The sequence below is a fragment of the Microbispora sp. ZYX-F-249 genome (genome assembly GCF_039649665.1).
Taxonomy (GTDB): domain Bacteria; phylum Actinomycetota; class Actinomycetes; order Streptosporangiales; family Streptosporangiaceae; genus Microbispora; species Microbispora maris.
Map to the genome: position 1 here is coordinate 277,000 of NZ_JBDJAW010000005.1, position 17,211 is coordinate 294,210.

Sequence of the window (17,211 nt, forward strand, 5' to 3'; positions counted from 1 at the left end):
GTGACGCGCCGGGACCCCGTTCAGGAGTGCGCCCTCGTCAGGGGCGGGAGCGCAGGCCGTACATGAGCTCTTCCCAGCGGACCGCGACGGCGGGCGCGGCGTGCGCGGACGCGCTCTCCAGCGCCCCGGCCGCCAGCTTCATGCGGCGGCGTTCGTCGTCGACGAGCGCGAGCAGCGCGCAGGCGAACGACTCGGCGTCGCCGCCCTCCCCCTCCTGTACGAGCACGCTGTCGCGGTCCGGGCGGAGGAACTCGGCGGGCCCGCGGGACCCGGCGAAGCCCACGACCGGCACTCCACAGCTCAGCGCCTCGAGGACGGTCATGCCCAGCACCTCGTGCCGGGACGGCACCGCGACGATGGACGCCTTGGCGAACTCGCCGGGCAGGTCGGGGGTGACGCCCATGAAATACACGTGGTTGTGCAGGTCGAGGTCGCGGACGAGGGCGCGCAGCCGCCGCTCCTCGGGGCCCCCGCCGTACAACCGCAGCCGCCAGTCGGGCCGCTTGTCCGCGACGATCGCGAAGGCCCGCACGAGCTGGTCGTACGACTTGCCGGCCACGAGCCTGCCCCCGGCGCTGACGATCCGGTTGTCCATGCGGGAGCGCGGCCAGGGCCCGGCGGGCAGGGCGTCGGGGATGGCGTGGACCGACAGGTCGTCGTCGAGCAGCCGTACCCACTCGTCCCGCCGGGCGGCGGTGCTCGCGACCACGGCGTCGAGGCGGGGATAGAAGCGGCGCACCGGGGCGGGCACCGACGGCCTGCCCCACTCCCTGGCGATGCGGACGACGTCTCGCGGTGCGTACCGTGCGGCCTGGACGCTCAGCGACGGGCGGGTGGTGACCAGGACGTCGGCGCGCAGGCCGCGCAGCATCCGCCAGAGCGCCACCTCGGTGCGCACCTGCCCGCGAGGCAGCAGGTGGTGGACACCGGGCCGGGCGTCCACGAGCCAGCGCAGCGTCACCCGGCGGTCGACCGGGAAGAAGGGGTTCTCCCGGGTGCGCCGGACGCTCACGACCTCCACCTCGTGCCGTGAGGCCAGCCCTCCTGCCAGGTTCAGCATCGCCCGCACGTCGCCGCGCATGCCGTACGCCGAGGGAAGCAGGAAGGCGATCCTCACGCTCCCACCTCCAGCAGCAGTTCGTCGCCGGAGGTGAAGCTGGGCCGGATCGGCACGCCGTCCACGAGCGTCCGGGGATAGTGGACGCGGCGGCGTTTTCCCTCGACGTCGTCGAGCCGGGCGCCCAGCGGCAGGGCGCCGTCGACGCCGTCGACCTCCAGATAAGGCTCCCAGGAGCCCTGCGAATCGGGGGTGGCCTCCACCACGTCGCACAGCGAGAGCGCGGCATGGAAACGGACCCCCTGGACGGTGGCAGCGACCCGCACGGTCGTGGCCGGATCGCTGTGCCCGCGATCGCCGTGACCCCGATCGCCGTGACCCCGAGCGCCGTGACCCGAATCGCTGTGGCGCAGCGCGAGAGTGGCGTGGCGGTGCTGGTCGTCGTCGTCCAGGCCGGTGTAGGCCAGCAGCCCGGTCACCTCGAAGCGCCCCTCGCGGAACCACACCGCGCGGACGTCGGCGACGGGCTCCGCCGGGTCTATCTTCAACGCCAGAAAGCCGTTGCGCGTGCGGTAGGCCCGGTAGGCCAGCGTCCGACGCCCCAGCGCGTACGCGTCGAGGCGGTCGAGCGAGAAGCCGGGATCGACGCTCTGGATACGGACGCGCACGCCGTCCTGTTCGAGGTAGGCGTCCCAGCGTCCCGGACCGAGGTCGAGGGGCGCGAGGGAGACCGCGACGCTGGCGTCCCCGGTGCGCCCGCCGGTCGCGCCGAGGGTCACCTGCCGTTCCTCACCCGCGCCCCGACGGCGCAGGACCAGGCGGGCGCCGTCCGCCAGGGGCTCGGCGATGGCCAGACGCAGGGAGAGGACGTCGGCCAGGGTGACCTCCGCATCGGTGACGACCACACCCACCGTCCAGCCCCCTCCCCGTCGATTGAGCCAACGTTGAGGTTACCGTGATTTTCCTGTTATGTGGAGAAAGCCTTTGTCACTCTTTCGTGAAACACGGTTCATTCCATCGCCTTGACCATAGATTTCGACAAATAGTTCACACCCATGGCAAAGAAGGCTTTACCCCTGCTTGATGGATTTGATCAGAAGCTGGGCGACGTCGACGACCTCGAGCGACTCCTTGGCCTGACCCGCGTTCTTCTTCTCGTTGATCGCGTCGCCGAGCATCACCAGACAGAACGGGCAGGCGGTCGAGACGGTGTCGGGATCGGTGGTCAGCGCCTCGTCCACGCGCTCGGTGTTGATGCGCTTTCCGATCCGCTCTTCCATCCACATCCGCGCGCCGCCGGCGCCGCAGCAGAAACCACGGTCCTTGCAGCGGTGCATCTCCTGGGTCTGGACGCCGGGCACCTTGGCCATGATGTCGCGCGGCTGGGCGTAGACCTTGTTGTGCCGGCCGAGGAAGCACGGGTCGTGGTAGGTGATCTTCTCCTCGATCGGGGTGATCGGGGTGAGCTTGCCCTCCTCTACCAGGTGCGCCAGCAGCTGCGTGTGGTGCACGACCTCGTAGGTGCCGCCGAGCTGCGGATACTCGTTGGCCAGGGTGTTGAAGCAGTGCGGGCAGGTGGCCACGATCTTCTTGACCCCGGCCTCGTTGAGGGTCTCGATGTTCTGCTGGGCGAGCATGTTGAAGAGGAACTCCATGCCCAGGCGGCGGGCCGGGTCACCGGTGCAGGCCTCCATCGGGCCGAGCACGCCGAACTTCACCCCGGCGATGTGCAGCAGCTCCGCGACGGCCTTGGTGGTCTTCTTGGCCCGGTCCTCCAGCGCGCCGGCGCAGCCGACCCAGAACAGGTACTCCACGTCCTCGGGCATCTTCTCGTCCACGATGGGGACGTCGAAGTCGAGTTCCTCGATCCACTCGGCGCGCTTCATCTCGGACATGCCCCAGGGGTTGCCCTTGTTCTCCAGGTTCTTGAGCATCACCCCGGCCTCGGACGGGAACGACGACTCGATCATCACCTGGTAGCGGCGCATGTCGAGGATGTGGTCGATGTGCTCGATGTCGACCGGGCACTGCTCCACGCACGCGCCGCAGTTGGTGCACGACCACAGCACGTCGGGGTGGATGACCCCGTCCTCGCCCACGAGGGGCTTGTCCAGCAGGGCCAGCACGTCCTCGGAGAAGCTCTCCTTCTCCTTCTCCCCGGCCAGCAGGTACGGCGCGACCGCGAACGCGTGGTCACGCTGGTCCAGGATGAGCATCTTGGGCGACAGCGGCTTGTCGGTGTTCCACGCCGGGCACTGCGACTGGCAGCGGCCGCACTCGGTGCAGGTGTAGAAGTCGAGGAAGCCCTTCCAGCTCGTGTCGGTGATCTTGCCGCGGCCGAACACGTCCGTCTCGGGGTCGGCCTCCTCGAAGTCGAGCACCTTGCCGTCGCTGCGCATCGGCTGGGCCGGGCCGAGGCCGTCGGGGCGGCGGGAGAACAGCACGTTCAGCGGCGCGGTGAAGATGTGCAGGTGCTTGGAGTTCACCACGAAGACCAGGAACACCAGCATGACGCCGATGTGCAGCAGCAGGCCGATCTCCTCCAGCACCTCGCTGGAGGGCAGGATCTTCGCCACCGCCTCGGAGGCGAACGCCCCCGAGGAGTAGGGGAGGTTGCCGGTGTTGACCGCCGCGCCGCGGAACAGGAACATCGTCCAGATCACGTTGAAGATCATGAAGAGCGTGAACCACGCCCCGCCCAGGTGCGACCCGGAGAAGCGGGAACCGCGGCCCAGCTTCTTGGGCGAGTTCTTGATCCGGATCGCGGTGAAGGCGATCAGGCCGAGCAGCGCGGCCACCGCGATGAAGTCCTGCAGGAAACCCAGCACCGGCCAGGTCCCGATCAGCGGGATGTGGAAGTCCGGCTTACCGGTGATCGCGCCCTGGATGAGCGCGCCGTAGGCCTCCAGGTAGACCGTGGCCAGGATGAAGAACGCCCACATCACGAAGAAGTGCGCGGTGCCCGACGGCGTCCACTTCAGCAGCTTGCGCTGGCCGAAGACCTCGACCAGCTGCGCCTTGGCCTCGGCGCCGGCGTTCTCCCTGGCGTGCTCGATCCGCTCCGGGGCCGGCTGGCCGCTGCGGGCGAGCCGGTAGAGGAACAGCACGCGACGGCCCGCCAGCGCGACCGCCACCGCGGTCGCGACGAGGCCCACTATCGCTACCCAGAGCACGAGTCCCTCCCAAGTCGAACGTCGGCGGCCAGCCTAGGGGCGCGGCGCTTCGCGGGGGCGGCCGAATCCCGCCCTGTGGATAACGCCTACGCTTCCCGAATGGTACCGGCGAGTAACTTATCCTGCGTCACACTCGGCGAGTGGTTCTGGTCACCGCGGTTCCCGCCGACGGCACGATACTAGAACAAAGCTCTATAAGAGGGTATGCGAGGGATGTCCCAACCTATCCGGCCAGGTAACGCTGCACGGTCGGGGCCAGCAGCGCGACGAGCTCCTCGAGGTCGGCGGAGGCCATCGGTTCGAACCTGAGGATGTACCGCGTCATCACCACGCCGAACAGCTGCGCGAAGGCGGCCTGCATCCGCAGCGGCGGAACGTCCAGCGCCTCGCCCACCCGGCCGAGGACGGCCGTCGTGAAAAACTCCCGCACCATGCCGACGGCCTGCTCGTTCACCATCGCCGTCCGCACCAGCCCCAGCAGCGGCTCTCTGGCCGCCGGGTCGGCCGTCATCGTCAGGATGAAGCGGACGAGGCGCTCGCCGACCTCCTCACGCGGTCCCGACAGGATGAGGGGAAGCGCCGACGAGGGGTCCATCGGCAGCCGCATGGCCGCGACGAACACCCCTTCCTTGCTGTCGAAGTAGTGGTGGACGAGGGCCGGGTCCACACCGGCCTCGCGGGCGATGCCGCGAATCGTGGCTTTGTCGAACCCCTTCTCGGCGAAGACCCGGCGCGCCGAGGCCAGGATCTCGCCACGCGTGTCCGCCGCACCCGGGCGCCGCCCGGGCCGCCGCCCAGGTCGCCGCGTGCCGCCCGAGACCTCCGGCACCTCTGTCGTCACATCGCTCCCCGCCGGCCCCTACGGCCCACCACGAGATACACACGCATGGGAACGGTCAGTCGCCCGTCGGGGAAGACCCGGCCGAGCTCGGCGCGCTCCCGGGCGAGCAGTTCCGTCGCCACACCGCCCTCCATGCTCGCGATGTACGAGTGCGAGCGCAGGTCGGTCAGGAAGTCCTCCAGCGGCACCGATCTGGTCCAGTCGACCCAGGTCTCGGCGACGGACAGACCCGCGTCGGACATCGCCGCGGCCATCGGCGGCATGCTCCATCCGGGCAGCACGGGCCCGATGTAACCGGGGCACGATTCGGCGAGCCGCACCTGGTTGGCCGCCAGCCAGTCCGCCTTGCCGGGGTCCACCGTGTTCCACCAGCCCGCGACCGCGCCGCCGTCGCCCACCACCCGTACGGCCTCGGCCACCGACAGCGCGGGGTCCAGCCAGTGCCACGACTGGGCGTACGTCACCAGGTCGGCCGCGCCCGCCCGCAGGGGCAGGTCGTTCCCGTCGGCCAGCAGCGCCGGGCAGTCCGTACGGACACGCAGGCGCGCCAGCATCAGCTCCCCGCGGTCCACGGCGACGACACGGGCGCCGCGGTCGAGCAGGCCGCGGGTCGAGATGCCCGTGCCCGCTCCGACGTCGATCACGGTCGCCCCGGCGAGCCGGATCCCCGACAGGGTCTCCAGCGCGAGGTAGAGGGCCTCCGGGTAGTGCGGCCTGGCCGCGTCGTACTCCTGGGAGACGCGGTCGAAGACCCGGTGGCTGTCGGCGAGCCGTTCGTTCATGAGGCCGTCGACGAGGCGGCGAAGTGGAGCCTCGCGAAGGCGAGCGCCTCGGTCAGGTCCTCGATGCGCTCGGAGCGGCTCGTGGCCTTGCGCGTGTTGATCTCCAGCACGACCAGCCCCTGGTATCCGTTGCCGGCCAGGCGCTCCAGGATCGGCGCGCAGGGCTGGGACCCCCGGCCCGGCACCAGGTGCTCGTCCTTGTTGGTGGTGCCCACGCCGTCCGCCAGGTGCAGATGGGCCAGCCGGTCGCCCAGCTTGGTCGCCATCTCCATCGCGTCGGTGCCGGACACCGCCGTGTGGGACAGGTCGAGCGTCACGTCGGGGAAGTCGTAGTCGATGGGGTTCCAGTCCGGCGCGTACGGCACGACCTCGTTGCCCCTGGCCCGCAGCGGGAACATGTTCTCCACCGCGAAGACGACGTCGGTCTCCTCGCGCATCCGGGCCAGGCCCTTCTCGAACTCCCTGGCGTAGTCGCGCTGCCAGCGGAAGGGCGGGTGGACCACGACGGTCTGCGCGCCCAGCCGCTCGGCCGCCTCGCGGGCCCTGCGCAGCTTCATCCACGGATCGCGGCCCCACACCCGCTGGGTCACCAGCAGACAGGGCGCGTGCACGGCCAGGATCGGAATCTGGTAGTGGTCGCGCAGCCGTTGGAGGACCTCGACGTCCTGACTGACCGGGTCCTGCCCGACCATGATCTCTACGCCGTCGTACCCGAGCCTGGCGGCCAGCTCGAAGGCGTCCGGCGTACGCTCCGGGTACACCGACGCCGTCGACAGCGCCACCTTGCCGCTGGGCACGCGGATGTCACTCATGAGGCCAGCCTCCCCTGGCGGCCCCCGGGCACGTTCCAGTCCCGTGGCCGTGGCCGTCCGTTCGCTCCCTGCGCCCGTTCACGGATCCAGCCTAAGCCGCACCCGCGCCGTGCGCCGCTTCGCCACAATCAACTACCCAAGGTCGCGAACTAATGTGGGCGCCATGGCACGGATCGTGAGCGGGGCGGTGCCCAGCCCGAACATCTGGAACACTCCCCAGATCTACGAGCTGGAGAACCTCGCCGTGGGACCCGCGGGCGCGGCCGAGGCGGCGATGCGGGCCGTACGGCCCTGGGACGGCGCGACGGTGGTCGAGATCGGCTGCGGCGCGGGCTTCCACCTGCCCGCGCTCGCCGCGTCCGCCGGGCGGGTCGTGGGCGTCGAGCCGCACGGCGGCCTGGCCGCCGCGGCCGCCGCCCGCTGCGCGCCGCTCCCCAACGTCACGGTCCGTACGGGCACCGCCCAGGCGCTGCCCCTGCCCGACGCCTCGGCCGACGTGGCGATCGCGCGCTGGGCGTACTTCTTCGGGCCGGGCTGCGAGCCGGGGCTGCGCGAGCTGGCACGGGTGCTGCGCCGGGGCGGCGCGGCCTTCGTGGTGGACGTGGACGCCGCACGCGGCGACTTCGGCCGCTGGTTCCGGCGGTCGCTGCCGTCCTACTCCCCCGACGCCGTGGAGCGCTTCTGGTCCCGGCAGGGCTGGCGGCGCGAGGAGCTCGACCTGCGGATGACGTTCCGGTCCAGGGCCGACCTCGAGGCGGTGCTGCGCATCGAGTTCACGCCCGAGGTGGCCGGCGAGGCGCTGCGCGAGATCGACGGCCTGGAGATCGCCTACCCGAACGTCCTGCGCTGGCGGGAATTCTGAGCGCGACGCTTGACCTTGTCGTTGGCGTCAAGCTTTACCGTCGTGTCCCGTACGAGGGCCGCAGCGGGCGGACGAGGCCGAGGAGGGGCCGATGCGGATCGGCGAGCTGGCCCGGCGCACGGGAGTGAGCACCCGGGCACTGCGCTACTACGAGCAGCGGGGGCTCATCCGGTCGCGCCGCTCGGCGAACGGATACCGCGAGTACGACGAGTCGGACGTCCGGATCGTCACCGAGATCCGGGGGCTGATGTCGGTCGGTTTCACGCTGGACGACGCCCGGCCGTTCGTGGACTGCCTGCGGTCCGGCCATCCGTCCGGGAGCTCCTGCCCCGAGTCGGTCGCGGTCTACCGGCGCAAGCTGGCCGAGATCGACGACCAGATCCGCGACCTGCTGGCCCGCCGGTCCGAGGTGGCCGCCCAGTTCGCCGAGGCGTGCCCCGGCTGCCTGTTGCCACGACGAGGAGAATCATGATCACGCTGACCGCGGAGAACTTCGACGAGCAGGTGCTGCGCAGCGACAAGCCGGTGCTGGTGGACTTCTGGACCGACTGGTGCCCGCCCTGCAAGATGATCGCCCCGATTCTCGAGGAGATCGCCGCCGAGTACGGCGACCGGCTGACGGTCGCCAAGATCAACGCCGACGAGCACCAGGAGATCGCGCAGCGTTACGACATCCTGGGCTTCCCCACGCTCAACCTCTATCGGAACGGCGAGGTGGTCCGGCAGATCAGGGGCGCCAAGCCGAAGCGCCTGCTGCTCGCCGACCTCGCGGGCCACTTCTGACCGGTCTCCGCTGATGCCGAGAGCCACTTATATAAGCGTTGACTTTTATAAGTGGCTCTCGGCATAGTGGGCGCGTGCACGCATTCGACGCACTGGGAGATCCGGTGCGACGCCGCATCCTGGAGCTGCTCTCGCAGGGCGAGCAGACGTCGGGCGCGCTGACCTCGGTCATCCGCGCCGAGTTCGGGATCTCACAGCCGGCGGTCTCCCAGCACCTGCGGGTGCTCCGCGAGTCCGGGCTCACGTCCGTACGCGCCGAGGGCACGCGGCGGCTGTACGCGGTCGATCCCGCGCCTTTGCGGGAGGTCGACGCGTGGCTGGAGCGGTTCCGCGGCTTCTGGGAGCAGCGCCTCGACGCGCTCGGGACCGAGCTGGCGCGGGGGAGACGGGAGCGGCGGCTCAGCGGCGGGGATGCCCACCACACAGCCCACGACACAGCCCACGACACAGCCCACGACACAGCCCACGACGGGCGGACCGACGAGGAAGAGCGGCCATGAGCGACTTCACCGATCTGATCAACCAAGCCCACCGCACGGTCGGCAGGCGCGACCTGCCGGAGGGCGAGGCCCGCACGGTGCTGCTGCGGCGCACCTACGACGCCGGCGTCGAGGACGTCTGGGACGCCTGCACCGACCCCGAGCGGATCGGCCGCTGGTTCCTCCCGGTGAGCGGCGAGCTGAAGCTCGGCGGGCACTACCAGCTCCAGGGCAACGCGGGCGGGGAGATCCTGGCCTGCGAGCCGCCGCGGCTGCTGCGGGTGAGCTGGCTGTTCGGTGAGAACCCCGGCTTCAGCGAGGTCGAGGTGCGGCTGAGCGCGGAGGGCGACGGGCGCACCGTGTTCGAGCTGGAGCACGTCGCGGTGGTGCCGCCGGAGTTCTGGGACCGGTTCGGACCGGGGGCCACGGGCGTCGGCTGGGACCTGGCGCTGCTGGGCCTCGGCCTGCATCTGCGCGGCGAGATGATCGACGACCCCTCGGCGTGGGAGCAGTCGGAGGAGGCGCGGGAGCTCATGAGGCTCAGCAGCGACCTGTGGGGCGAGGCGTACCGGGCCTCCGGCGCGCCGGAGGACGTGGTGACCACCGCGGTCGCCGGCACCACCGGCTTCTACGTACCGGAGAAGCCGGAGAACTAGCCGGATTGTCGGCGGCGCCCGGTAACCTCCGGCAGGTGAGCAAGGCAGCGAAACCGGCGTACCGGTGCGGCGAGTGCGGCTGGACCACGGTCAAGTGGGTCGGCAGGTGCGGGGAGTGCCAGGCGTGGGGCACGGTCGAGGAGGCCGGGGCGCGGCAGGGCGTCCACGTCGTCAAGCCGGGCGCGGTCTCCGCCCCCGCCGTCCCGATCGGCCAGGTGAAGGCGGAGTCCGTCAGCGCGCGGACGACCGGGGTGCCCGAGCTCGACCGCGTGCTCGGCGGCGGCCTCGTCCCGGGCGCGGCCGTGCTTCTCGCGGGAGAGCCCGGCATCGGGAAGTCGACGCTGCTCCTGGAGGCCGCCGCCCGCACCGCCCGGGGCGAGACCGTCCTCTATGTGACCGGCGAGGAGTCGGCGGCCCAGGTGCGCATGCGGGCCGACCGCATCGGCGCGATCGAGGACAGGCTCTACCTGGCCGCCGAGACCGACCTGTCCGCCCTGGTGGCGCACGTCGAGAAGGTGCAGCCGAGCCTGCTCATCGTCGACTCGGTGCAGACGATCGGCTCGGCCGACGCGACCGGAGTGCCCGGCGGTGTGACCCAGGTCAGGGAGGTCGCCGGCAACCTGGTGCGCCTCGCCAAGGAGCGGGCCATGTCCACGGTGCTCGTGGGCCATGTGACCAAGGACGGCACGATCGCCGGGCCCCGGGTGCTGGAGCATCTGGTCGACGTCGTGCTCCACTTCGAGGGCGACCGCAACTCACGGCTGCGCCTGGTGCGCGCGGTGAAGAACCGGTTCGGCCCGATCGACGAGGTGGGCTGCTTCGACCTGCACGAGCGCGGCATCACCGGGATCACCGATCCGAGCGGGCTGTTCGTCTCCCGTCACCCCGAGCCGGTGCCGGGCACCTGCGTCACCGTGACCATCGAGGGCACCCGGCCCATCCCGGCCGAGCTGCAGGCCCTGGTCGGCCCGACCGAGGCTCCCCAGCCCCGCCGCACCTCCTCCGGCCTCGACTCCTACCGGGTGGCGATGGTGCTCGCCGTCATGGAGCGGCGGCTCCACGCCAAGATCGGCAAGTGCGACGTCTTCACGGCGACGGTGGGCGGGATCCGCCTGACCGACCCCGCCGTGGACCTGGCGCTGATGCTGTCGGTCGTGAGCGCGGCCGGCGACCAGGCCCTGCCCGCCGGGCTCGTCGCGCTGGGCGAGGTCGGCCTGGCCGGCGAGCTGCGGCCCGTGCGGGAGGTGCGGCGGCGGCTGGCCGAGGCCGCCCGGCTCGGCTTCACCAGGGCGCTGGTGCCCTCCGGCTCGCTCGAGGAGGAAGGCCCCCGCCTGGAGGCGTCGGCGAGCCGGGGCCGTCTCGTGGCGCTGCGCTCACCGGCCGGCCGTACGACGCCGTTCGCTCCCGGCTTCGAGGTCACGGAGGTGGAGAACGTGTGGGACGCGCTCAACCTCATGCGATGAGCACGTGATCGGCAGTGACACCCGTGAGCACGGCGTGACGCCGGTAAACTCTGTTGCCTGCCCGTCGGCCGTGGTCTCGCCCCCGCGCCCCGAGGGGCTCTCACAGGGCCGTCCGCGGAGCGCCTCGCGGACCTCGCCACGACAAGGGATCGGTAGGACGACGATCTGACGGATACGACCGGGCGAGCCCACTGGGGTGCATGTGCTGGACAACGACAAGGCGATCGACGACCGCAGAAGGGCCGTGCTCGCCTCGCTCGCCCCGGGGACGGCGCTGCGTGACGGCCTCGAGCGCATCCTGCGCGGCCACACCGGAGGCCTGATCGTCCTCGGGTACGACCGCACGGTCGAGGACATCTGCACCGGCGGCTTCACCCTCGACGTCGAGTTCTCCGCGACCCGCCTGCGCGAGCTGGCCAAGATGGACGGCGCGATCGTGCTCGACACGGCCCACCTCAGGATCGTGCGGGCCGCCGTGCACCTCGTGCCCGACCCGGCCATCCCCACCGACGAGTCCGGCACCCGGCACCGTACGGCGCAGCGGGTGGCCAGGCAGACCTCGCTCCCGGTCATCGCGATCAGCAAGTCGATGCGGATCATCGCGCTCTACCTCGACGGCATCCGTCACGTGCTGGAGGAGTCGGCCGCGATCCTGTCCAAGGCCAACCAGGCCCTGGCGACGCTCGAACGCTACAAGAAGCGGCTCGACGAGGTCTCCGGCAATCTGTCGGCCCTGGAGATCGAGGACCTCGTCACGGTCCGCGACGTGGCCGTCGTCGTGCAGCGCCTGGAGATGGTCCGCCGCATCGCCCGTGAAATCGAGGGATACGTCGTCGAGCTCGGCACCGACGGGCGGCTGCTGTCCCTCCAGCTCGACGAGCTGTTCGCGGGCGTGGAGACCGACCGCGTGCAGATCATCCGCGACTACGCGCCGAGCTCGCTCGGCGCCCGGCCGTACGGGGACGCGGACGCCATGCGGGAGCTGGACGAGCTGTCCTCCGGCGATCTGCTCGACCTGTCGAAGGTGGCCCAGATCCTCGGCCACCACGGCGCCGACGCGCTCGACACGCCGGTCAGCCCGCGCGGCTTCCGGCTGCTCACCAAGGTCCCCCGCCTGCCCGGGGCGATCGTCGACCGGCTCGTGAGCCACTTCGGCGGCCTGCAGAAGCTGCTCGCGGCCAGCACCGGCGACCTCCAGGCCGTCGGCGGCGTGGGCGAGACCCGGGCGCGCAGCGTCCGCGAGGGCCTGTCCCGGCTCGCCGAGTCGTCGATCCTGGAGCGCTATCTCTGATCGATGCGCGGCAGGTCGGCTCGATGACCTGCCGGAGCGGCTGAGGAGTGTTCGGTCACGGCGGAGCGAGCACGAGGACGGGAAGGTCGTCGACTTTCATGATCCAGGGGTGAACAGCTTCCAGTGCCCCTCGGAGATGACCTCGACATGGCCGTCGATCACCTTGATGGCGGTCTCATCGTCGATCGCGTACGCCCGATTCGGGAGGCCGGCCGCCCATCTCTCCGCCTCGGCCATGGTGTTCTCCGGCAGGAGTTCGTGATCCAGGTGCGGGAAGATCGAGAAATCGACGACGCCCAGGGCGCTGTCGTCGCCGGAGGGCGACTTCCACTGGACGAAGTCCTCCCCGATACGGGGGGTCATCACCATGCTCCCGGCGCTCAGTCCCGCCCAGACCGTCTCGCTCAGCGACGGCAAGAGATCGGCGAGCCCGGACTGCCGCATCCAGTGACACAGGTACAGCGCGTCGCCGCCGTTCACCAGCAGGACGTCCGCCTCCCGGACCCAGGGGACCCAGCGCTCCGCACCGATGCTGGGCAGCGCGGTGAGCTCCAGCACTCCCACGGACTTCCACCCCAGCTCGCACATGGGCAGGGCGGACTTCCCGCTGATGAAACGCCATGCGCCGACGGGAGTGACCTGGGGGTGCCCGTACGCCGCGGTGGGGATGCAGAGGGCGTTGGACTCGGAGATCGGCTTGCCCAGGAGGTCGACCAGCGCGGTGTGGATGCTCGCGTTCGCGATGCCGGCGGATGTGAGAAGAAGCCGCATGATGCCCTTTCCTGAGCGCTCTGTCGCCGCCCCGCGTCAGAAGCGGTAGTCCGTCTGGCCGAACGGGTCGCCCTTGGCATGGCCGTACGCCTTGTCCGGCCTCACCGCGAAGACCACGACCTGGATATCCGGCCTTCCGGAATCCACGGCACCGTTCTGGACGTCGAGCAGCCGGCGGCCGTCCCGGCGACCGCGATGAAGCTCGGCGAGCCGCCACAGCAGAGCGTCGTCGGTCACCGGCACGGCGCCTCGGCCCGCTCGTCGTTGTAGCGCCGGTCGATACGCTCGCGCGTCGGTCGCACCACACCTCCGACAACTGATTGCAGAATGCAAGTTGTTGAAGTGACGCTAATACGACCGATTGCGAGGTGCAATCAGATTTGACGGCTGACGTACGAGACCCGGCGCATCGGCCGGGATGCCCGGTCAACCTGGCGATCGATGGCGGTCGGACGACGAGAGCCACCGGCAGGAGAATCGCTACAGCCGCTGCGGGCGGCGTACGAGGCCGCGGCGGCCGGCCCCGCCATGCCGCCCGCCTCTCAGCGCCCGCCTCTCAGCGTCCGCCTCTCAGGGTCCTCTCTCAGCGCCCTCTCTCAGCGCAGGTGGAAGACGATCTTCGGGCTCTTGAGCCGGCCCGCGTGCGCCGTCGCGACGTACGTCCCGGGGTCGGCGGGCGACCGCTTGCCCGCGCACGTGCTGCCCGAGCGGTGGCGGTCCCACCGGATGTTCTGGACGTAGGGGATGCCACGCTGCAGCAGCTGCCGGTCCACGCCGTCGCCCGCCACGCAGTCGGCCGTCGACCACACGCGCTCGCCGCCCGACAGCACCCGCATCTCCAGCGTGCGCGGCCCGACGTCGACGGTGCACTCGACCTTGCCCGTGCTCACGACCGTCAGCAGGAAGTTCGGCGTGACGCCCTTGCCGTACACGTCCTGGCCGGTCTGCAGCGCGAGCACGAGGTCCTTCTCGTCGCAGGGGTCGCCGGGACGCCGCGGTTTGCCGGGCGAGGGCGAGACGCCCGCGGAGGCGGACGGCGACGGATGCCCCGGCACGGCGGCGGAGGCGGCGGCGGGCGTCTTCGGAGCCAGGCCGGCGGGCAGCGAGACGACCAGCCGGTCGGACGGGGTCGCCCTGACGGCTGCGGCGGTCTCGTCCGACCGCCCCGAGGCACTGCTGCACGCCCATGCCACGACCGCCACCACGACGAGCATCCCCGTGAGCACCGAGACGCGGCGGCGCCAGTAGACGTCCGCCCCCTCGACGCCCACGTCGCCACGGAATGTGTCCGGATCCATACGGACAGTATGGAGAGCCCTGGCGGGTCAGAGGGAACGGCTCGCTGAACCTTGCCCTTTCCCAGGTCGGAGCCTCGCCGGACCTTTGCGCAATCAGGCGCCCGGCACAGCCCGGTACAGTCGGTGCGTGTCCGCCTCCCTGCGTGAGCCCATCCTCGACTGGTACGCCGAGCACAACCGCGACCTGCCCTGGCGGCGGCCCGACGCGACTCCGTGGGGCATCCTGGTGAGCGAGATCATGCTCCAGCAGACGCCCGTCGCCCGGGTGCTGCCGATCTGGACCGAGTGGATGGAGCGCTGGCCCACACCCGAGGCGCTCGCGAAGGAGTCCCCCGGCGAGGCCGTACGCCACTGGGGGCGGCTCGGCTATCCGCGCCGGGCGCTCAACCTCCACGCGTGCGCGCGGGCAATCACGGCCGACCACGCCGGCCGCGTGCCGTCCACCTACGACGAGTTGCGGGCGCTGCCCGGGATCGGCGACTACACGGCGGCGGCCGTGGCCAGCTTCGCGTACGGCGGCAGCCACGCGGTGCTCGACACGAACGTGCGGCGGGTGCTGGCCAGGGCGGTGCGCGGCGAGGAGTACCCCCCGAAGGCGCCGACGGCGGCCGAGCGGCGGCTCGCCGAGTCGCTCGTGCCCCCGGTGGGCGCGCCGCGCTGGGCCGTGGCCGTGATGGAGCTGGGCGCGCTGGTGTGCACGGCCAGGGCGCCCCGCTGCGAGCGCTGCCCGGTCACCGCGCAGTGCGCCTGGCGCCTCGCCGGGCGCCCGGCCCACGACGGCCCGGCGCGCCAGGGCCAGACGTACGCGGGGACCGACCGGCAGTGCCGCGGACGCCTGCTCGCCGTGCTCCGCGAGGCGCACGGGCCGGTCCCCAAGGATGCGCTCGACGCCGTCTGGGCCGACCACGTGCAGCGTGAGCGCGCACTGGACGGCCTGCTGGACGACGGCCTGGCCGAGGTCCTTCCCGACGGCACCTATCAGCTGCCCTCCTGAACCGCCCTCCTCAGGCGGCCAGTTTGAGGCCGAGCGCGGTGAGGTTGCGGCGGGTCCAGTCGAGCTCGTCGGCGAGCTTCGCCACCAGGGCGGCCGGCCCCTTCGTCTTGGGGGCGGTCCCGTCGTGGGCCTCCACCTCGATGTGCGCGGTGCCGTTCACCGCCCCGGACAGGATCGCGGTGAGCGTGTCGGCGATCACCGGCTGCGTGCTGGGGATCTCCTGGCTGTGGTTGTGCACGTGGTTGAGCTTGACCACGGGAGCCCCGGCGAGGGCCAGCCCGCGCAGCGCCGCGTCCGGCTCCCCCGCCCCGCAGGACAGGTGGCAGGCGTCGAGGCAGACGCCGAGGTGATCGGAGTCGATGTCGCAGACCCGCTCCAGGGCCTGCTCGGTGGTCTCCAGGACGCAGCCGGGCCACGGCTCGAAGCCGACCCTGATCGTCTTTCCGGTGACGCTGTAGAGGCCGCGAAGCTCACGCGACAGCCGGTCGAGCCGGCGGGAGGCGATGGAGTGCAGGTCGGCGGGCCAGTCGCGGCGCCAGCCGATCGGGATGGTGGAGATGCTGCCCGACTGGACGTCGTCCGGCAGCAGGAACGCGAGGATCTTCGCCAGCGCCATGGTGTAGCGGTAGCGCTCGGGCTTGGCCCAGTCGGGTCCCGGGACCTCCTGGTTGCGCCCGCCGGTGCCGTTCAGGCTCACACACTCCAGGCCGCGCTCCTCCAGCGACCGGCGCAGCCGTACGAGCTCGATGCGGTCGGCGATGAGGTGGTCCGCCACCGCGGGGGCGAGCCACAGGCCGATTCCCAGCCGGTCGACTCCCAGCTTCCTGCGCACCGGCACGGCGTAGCGCGTGAGGTGGGCGATCAGGTTCTCCAGATCCTCGGCGGGATGTACGCCCGCGTTGTAGGCCAGGTGAACCAGCGTCCCGTCGTCGTGCAACAGGCGCATCAGCTGCCTCCAAGGCTTGTGCCCTTTTCCGGACCGCCATTTCGCCCACAGGGCGTGTCCCGACCGCACGGGACTCCGGTCCTCCTGCCACCGGGATCTCGCCCGGGTGGACCGAGCTTCCCCCGTGCGCCCGGTCCGCCGCGTCCGCCCCGCAGTGGATTGTCCGGTACGCCGCGGGGATGACATGGCTGTCCCCACGCGCTCGCGGCATGCCGGACGCGCGGCTGACTCTACACAGTGTAGTACTACGTTTGGTGGCGTGATACCGGTTCTCGCTTTTCGCGACCCGGCGATCGCACACGGTAGGCCGGGAAAACGCCCGAGGGGCGCCCCTTGCGGAGCGCCCCTCGGGTGGAACGGGTTATCGCGGACCGATCAGTGCTGGATCGCCTCCGCGATCGAGGCCGCCGAGTCCGGGACCGACGGGCTCTTCGCCTCGCCGGCGAAGGTGAACTTGGCGGCGTCGCCTTCGCCCTCGATGTCGATCTTGACGACCTGGCCGGGCCGCAGCTCGCCGTAGAGGATCTTCTCCGACAGCGTGTCCTCCAGCTCGCGCTGGATGGTGCGGCGCAGCGGACGGGCGCCCATGACCGGGTCGTACCCGCGGTCGGCCAGCAGCTGCTTGGCGGCCGGGGTCAGCTCCAGGCCCATGTCGCGGTCCTTGAGGCGCTCGGCCACCTGGGCGAGCATCAGGTCCACGATCTGGATGATCTCCTTGGGCGTCAGCTGGTGGAAGACCACGATGTCGTCGACGCGGTTGAGGAACTCGGGCCGGAAGTGCTGCTTGAGCTCCTCCTGCACCTTGGCCTTCATCCGGTCGTAGTTCGACTCGGTGTCGTTGGAGCGGGCGAATCCGACCCCGATCCCCTTGGAGATGTCGCGGGTGCCGAGGTTGGTCGTCATGATGATGACGGTGTTCTTGAAGTCCACCACGCGGCCCTGGGCGTCGGTCAGCCGACCGTCCTCCAGGATCTGCAGCAGCGAGTTGAAGATGTCGGGGTGG

General features: G+C 71.0%; 19 protein-coding genes. 8 read left to right on the plus strand and 11 right to left on the minus strand.

Annotated features, from left to right (window positions below; genetic code table 11):
- Nucleotides 1-37: 37 nt before the first annotated feature.
- The 6 genes from AAH991_RS09540 to AAH991_RS09565 all read right to left on the minus strand — a co-directional run bounded on the left by AAH991_RS09540 (nt 38) and on the right by AAH991_RS09565 (nt 6,665).
- The gene (locus AAH991_RS09540) at nt 38-1,117 is read right to left on the minus strand and encodes a glycosyltransferase (protein ID WP_346225397.1); all 1,080 of its coding nucleotides are present in this window, start codon (nt 1,115-1,117) and stop codon (nt 38-40) included.
- The gene (locus AAH991_RS09545; RefSeq protein WP_346225398.1) at nt 1,114-1,968 is read right to left on the minus strand and encodes a hypothetical protein; all 855 of its coding nucleotides are present in this window, start codon (nt 1,966-1,968) and stop codon (nt 1,114-1,116) included. Before AAH991_RS09545 ends, AAH991_RS09540 begins: the two co-directional genes overlap by 4 nt.
- A 159-nt stretch (nt 1,969-2,127) precedes the next feature.
- Nucleotides 2,128-4,230 carry a (Fe-S)-binding protein gene (locus AAH991_RS09550; RefSeq protein WP_346225399.1) on the minus strand — a complete coding sequence of 701 codons (2,103 nt, stop codon included), beginning with the start codon at nt 4,228-4,230 and terminating at the stop codon, nt 2,128-2,130.
- Nucleotides 4,231-4,453: 223 nt separating this feature from the next.
- Entirely contained in the window at nt 4,454-5,071 is a 618-nt protein-coding gene (locus AAH991_RS09555; RefSeq protein WP_346225400.1) for a TetR/AcrR family transcriptional regulator, read from the minus strand.
- On the minus strand, nt 5,068-5,853 hold the full coding sequence (locus tag AAH991_RS09560; protein WP_346225401.1) for a class I SAM-dependent methyltransferase: 786 nt from the start codon (nt 5,851-5,853) through the stop codon (nt 5,068-5,070). Before AAH991_RS09560 ends, AAH991_RS09555 begins: the two co-directional genes overlap by 4 nt.
- Nucleotides 5,850-6,665: a sugar phosphate isomerase/epimerase family protein gene (locus AAH991_RS09565; RefSeq protein WP_346225402.1), complete on the minus strand. Its 816-nt coding sequence runs from the start codon at nt 6,663-6,665 to the stop codon at nt 5,850-5,852. The genes AAH991_RS09560 and AAH991_RS09565 overlap by 4 nt, the downstream gene beginning before the upstream one ends.
- Nucleotides 6,666-6,828: 163 nt before the next feature.
- On the opposite strand from AAH991_RS09565, the gene AAH991_RS09570 reads away from it, so the two are divergent.
- The 7 genes from AAH991_RS09570 (at nt 6,829) to disA (ending at nt 12,199) form a co-directional block, all read left to right on the plus strand.
- Nucleotides 6,829-7,527, plus strand: coding sequence for a class I SAM-dependent methyltransferase (locus tag AAH991_RS09570; RefSeq protein ID WP_346225403.1), 699 nt, complete (start codon nt 6,829-6,831; stop codon nt 7,525-7,527).
- Nucleotides 7,528-7,618: 91 nt separating this feature from the next.
- A complete protein-coding gene (locus tag AAH991_RS09575) occupies nt 7,619-7,999 on the plus strand; it encodes a MerR family transcriptional regulator (RefSeq protein WP_346225404.1) in 381 nt (126 codons plus the stop codon).
- Nucleotides 7,996-8,310: a thioredoxin gene (gene trxA, locus AAH991_RS09580; protein ID WP_346225405.1), complete on the plus strand. Its 315-nt coding sequence runs from the start codon at nt 7,996-7,998 to the stop codon at nt 8,308-8,310. Before AAH991_RS09575 ends, trxA begins: the two co-directional genes overlap by 4 nt.
- A 74-nt stretch (nt 8,311-8,384) precedes the next feature.
- Entirely contained in the window at nt 8,385-8,810 is a 426-nt protein-coding gene (locus tag AAH991_RS09585) for an ArsR/SmtB family transcription factor (protein WP_428833962.1), read from the plus strand.
- Nucleotides 8,807-9,445: an SRPBCC family protein gene (locus AAH991_RS09590; RefSeq protein WP_346225406.1), complete on the plus strand. Its 639-nt coding sequence runs from the start codon at nt 8,807-8,809 to the stop codon at nt 9,443-9,445. The genes AAH991_RS09585 and AAH991_RS09590 overlap by 4 nt, the downstream gene beginning before the upstream one ends.
- Nucleotides 9,446-9,480: 35 nt before the next feature.
- Nucleotides 9,481-10,908, plus strand: a complete 1,428-nt coding sequence (radA, locus tag AAH991_RS09595; protein WP_169981546.1) for a DNA repair protein RadA — start codon at nt 9,481-9,483, stop codon at nt 10,906-10,908.
- A 202-nt stretch (nt 10,909-11,110) separates the two neighbouring features.
- Nucleotides 11,111-12,199, plus strand: a complete 1,089-nt coding sequence (gene disA, locus AAH991_RS09600; RefSeq protein WP_346225407.1) for a DNA integrity scanning diadenylate cyclase DisA — start codon at nt 11,111-11,113, stop codon at nt 12,197-12,199.
- 96 nt (nt 12,200-12,295) lie between these two features.
- Here disA and AAH991_RS09605 read toward each other — a convergent pair whose 3' ends face one another.
- The 3 genes from AAH991_RS09605 to AAH991_RS09615 all read right to left on the minus strand — a co-directional run bounded on the left by AAH991_RS09605 (nt 12,296) and on the right by AAH991_RS09615 (nt 14,268).
- On the minus strand, nt 12,296-12,970 hold the full coding sequence (locus tag AAH991_RS09605) for a Type 1 glutamine amidotransferase-like domain-containing protein (protein ID WP_346225408.1): 675 nt from the start codon (nt 12,968-12,970) through the stop codon (nt 12,296-12,298).
- Nucleotides 12,971-13,006: 36 nt separating this feature from the next.
- Nucleotides 13,007-13,207 (minus strand): hypothetical protein, encoded by a 201-nt coding sequence (locus AAH991_RS09610; RefSeq protein WP_346225409.1) that lies wholly within the window; start codon nt 13,205-13,207, stop codon nt 13,007-13,009.
- 359 nt (nt 13,208-13,566) lie between these two features.
- Entirely contained in the window at nt 13,567-14,268 is a 702-nt protein-coding gene (locus tag AAH991_RS09615) for a hypothetical protein (RefSeq protein WP_346225410.1), read from the minus strand.
- 127 nt (nt 14,269-14,395) lie between these two features.
- Here AAH991_RS09615 and AAH991_RS09620 point away from each other — a divergent pair, with 127 nt between their 5' ends.
- On the plus strand, nt 14,396-15,262 hold the full coding sequence (locus AAH991_RS09620) for an HhH-GPD family protein (protein ID WP_346225411.1): 867 nt from the start codon (nt 14,396-14,398) through the stop codon (nt 15,260-15,262).
- Nucleotides 15,263-15,272: 10 nt separating this feature from the next.
- Here the strand turns inward: AAH991_RS09620 and AAH991_RS09625 are convergent, their stop codons facing one another.
- Nucleotides 15,273-16,208, minus strand: a complete 936-nt coding sequence (locus AAH991_RS09625; protein WP_346225412.1) for a TIM barrel protein — start codon at nt 16,206-16,208, stop codon at nt 15,273-15,275.
- Between the two features lie 375 nt (nt 16,209-16,583).
- The coding region (locus tag AAH991_RS09630; RefSeq protein WP_346225413.1) for a ClpB D2-like domain containing protein at nt 16,584-17,211 on the minus strand (628 nt) is incomplete at its 5' end.

Coding starts and splice junctions, on each gene's coding strand:
- AAH991_RS09560 (WP_346225401.1), bottom strand. CDS start 5,853: ATGAACGAACGGCTCGCCGACAGCCACCGGGTCTTCGACCGCGTCTCC.
- AAH991_RS09565 (WP_346225402.1), bottom strand. CDS start 6,665: ATGAGTGACATCCGCGTGCCCAGCGGCAAGGTGGCGCTGTCGACGGCG.
- AAH991_RS09570 (WP_346225403.1), top strand. CDS start 6,829: ATGGCACGGATCGTGAGCGGGGCGGTGCCCAGCCCGAACATCTGGAAC.
- AAH991_RS09575 (WP_346225404.1), top strand. CDS start 7,619: ATGCGGATCGGCGAGCTGGCCCGGCGCACGGGAGTGAGCACCCGGGCA.
- trxA (WP_346225405.1), top strand. CDS start 7,996: ATGATCACGCTGACCGCGGAGAACTTCGACGAGCAGGTGCTGCGCAGC.
- AAH991_RS09590 (WP_346225406.1), top strand. CDS start 8,807: ATGAGCGACTTCACCGATCTGATCAACCAAGCCCACCGCACGGTCGGC.
- AAH991_RS09605 (WP_346225408.1), bottom strand. CDS start 12,970: ATGCGGCTTCTTCTCACATCCGCCGGCATCGCGAACGCGAGCATCCAC.
- AAH991_RS09615 (WP_346225410.1), bottom strand. CDS start 14,268: ATGGATCCGGACACATTCCGTGGCGACGTGGGCGTCGAGGGGGCGGAC.
- AAH991_RS09625 (WP_346225412.1), bottom strand. CDS start 16,208: ATGCGCCTGTTGCACGACGACGGGACGCTGGTTCACCTGGCCTACAAC.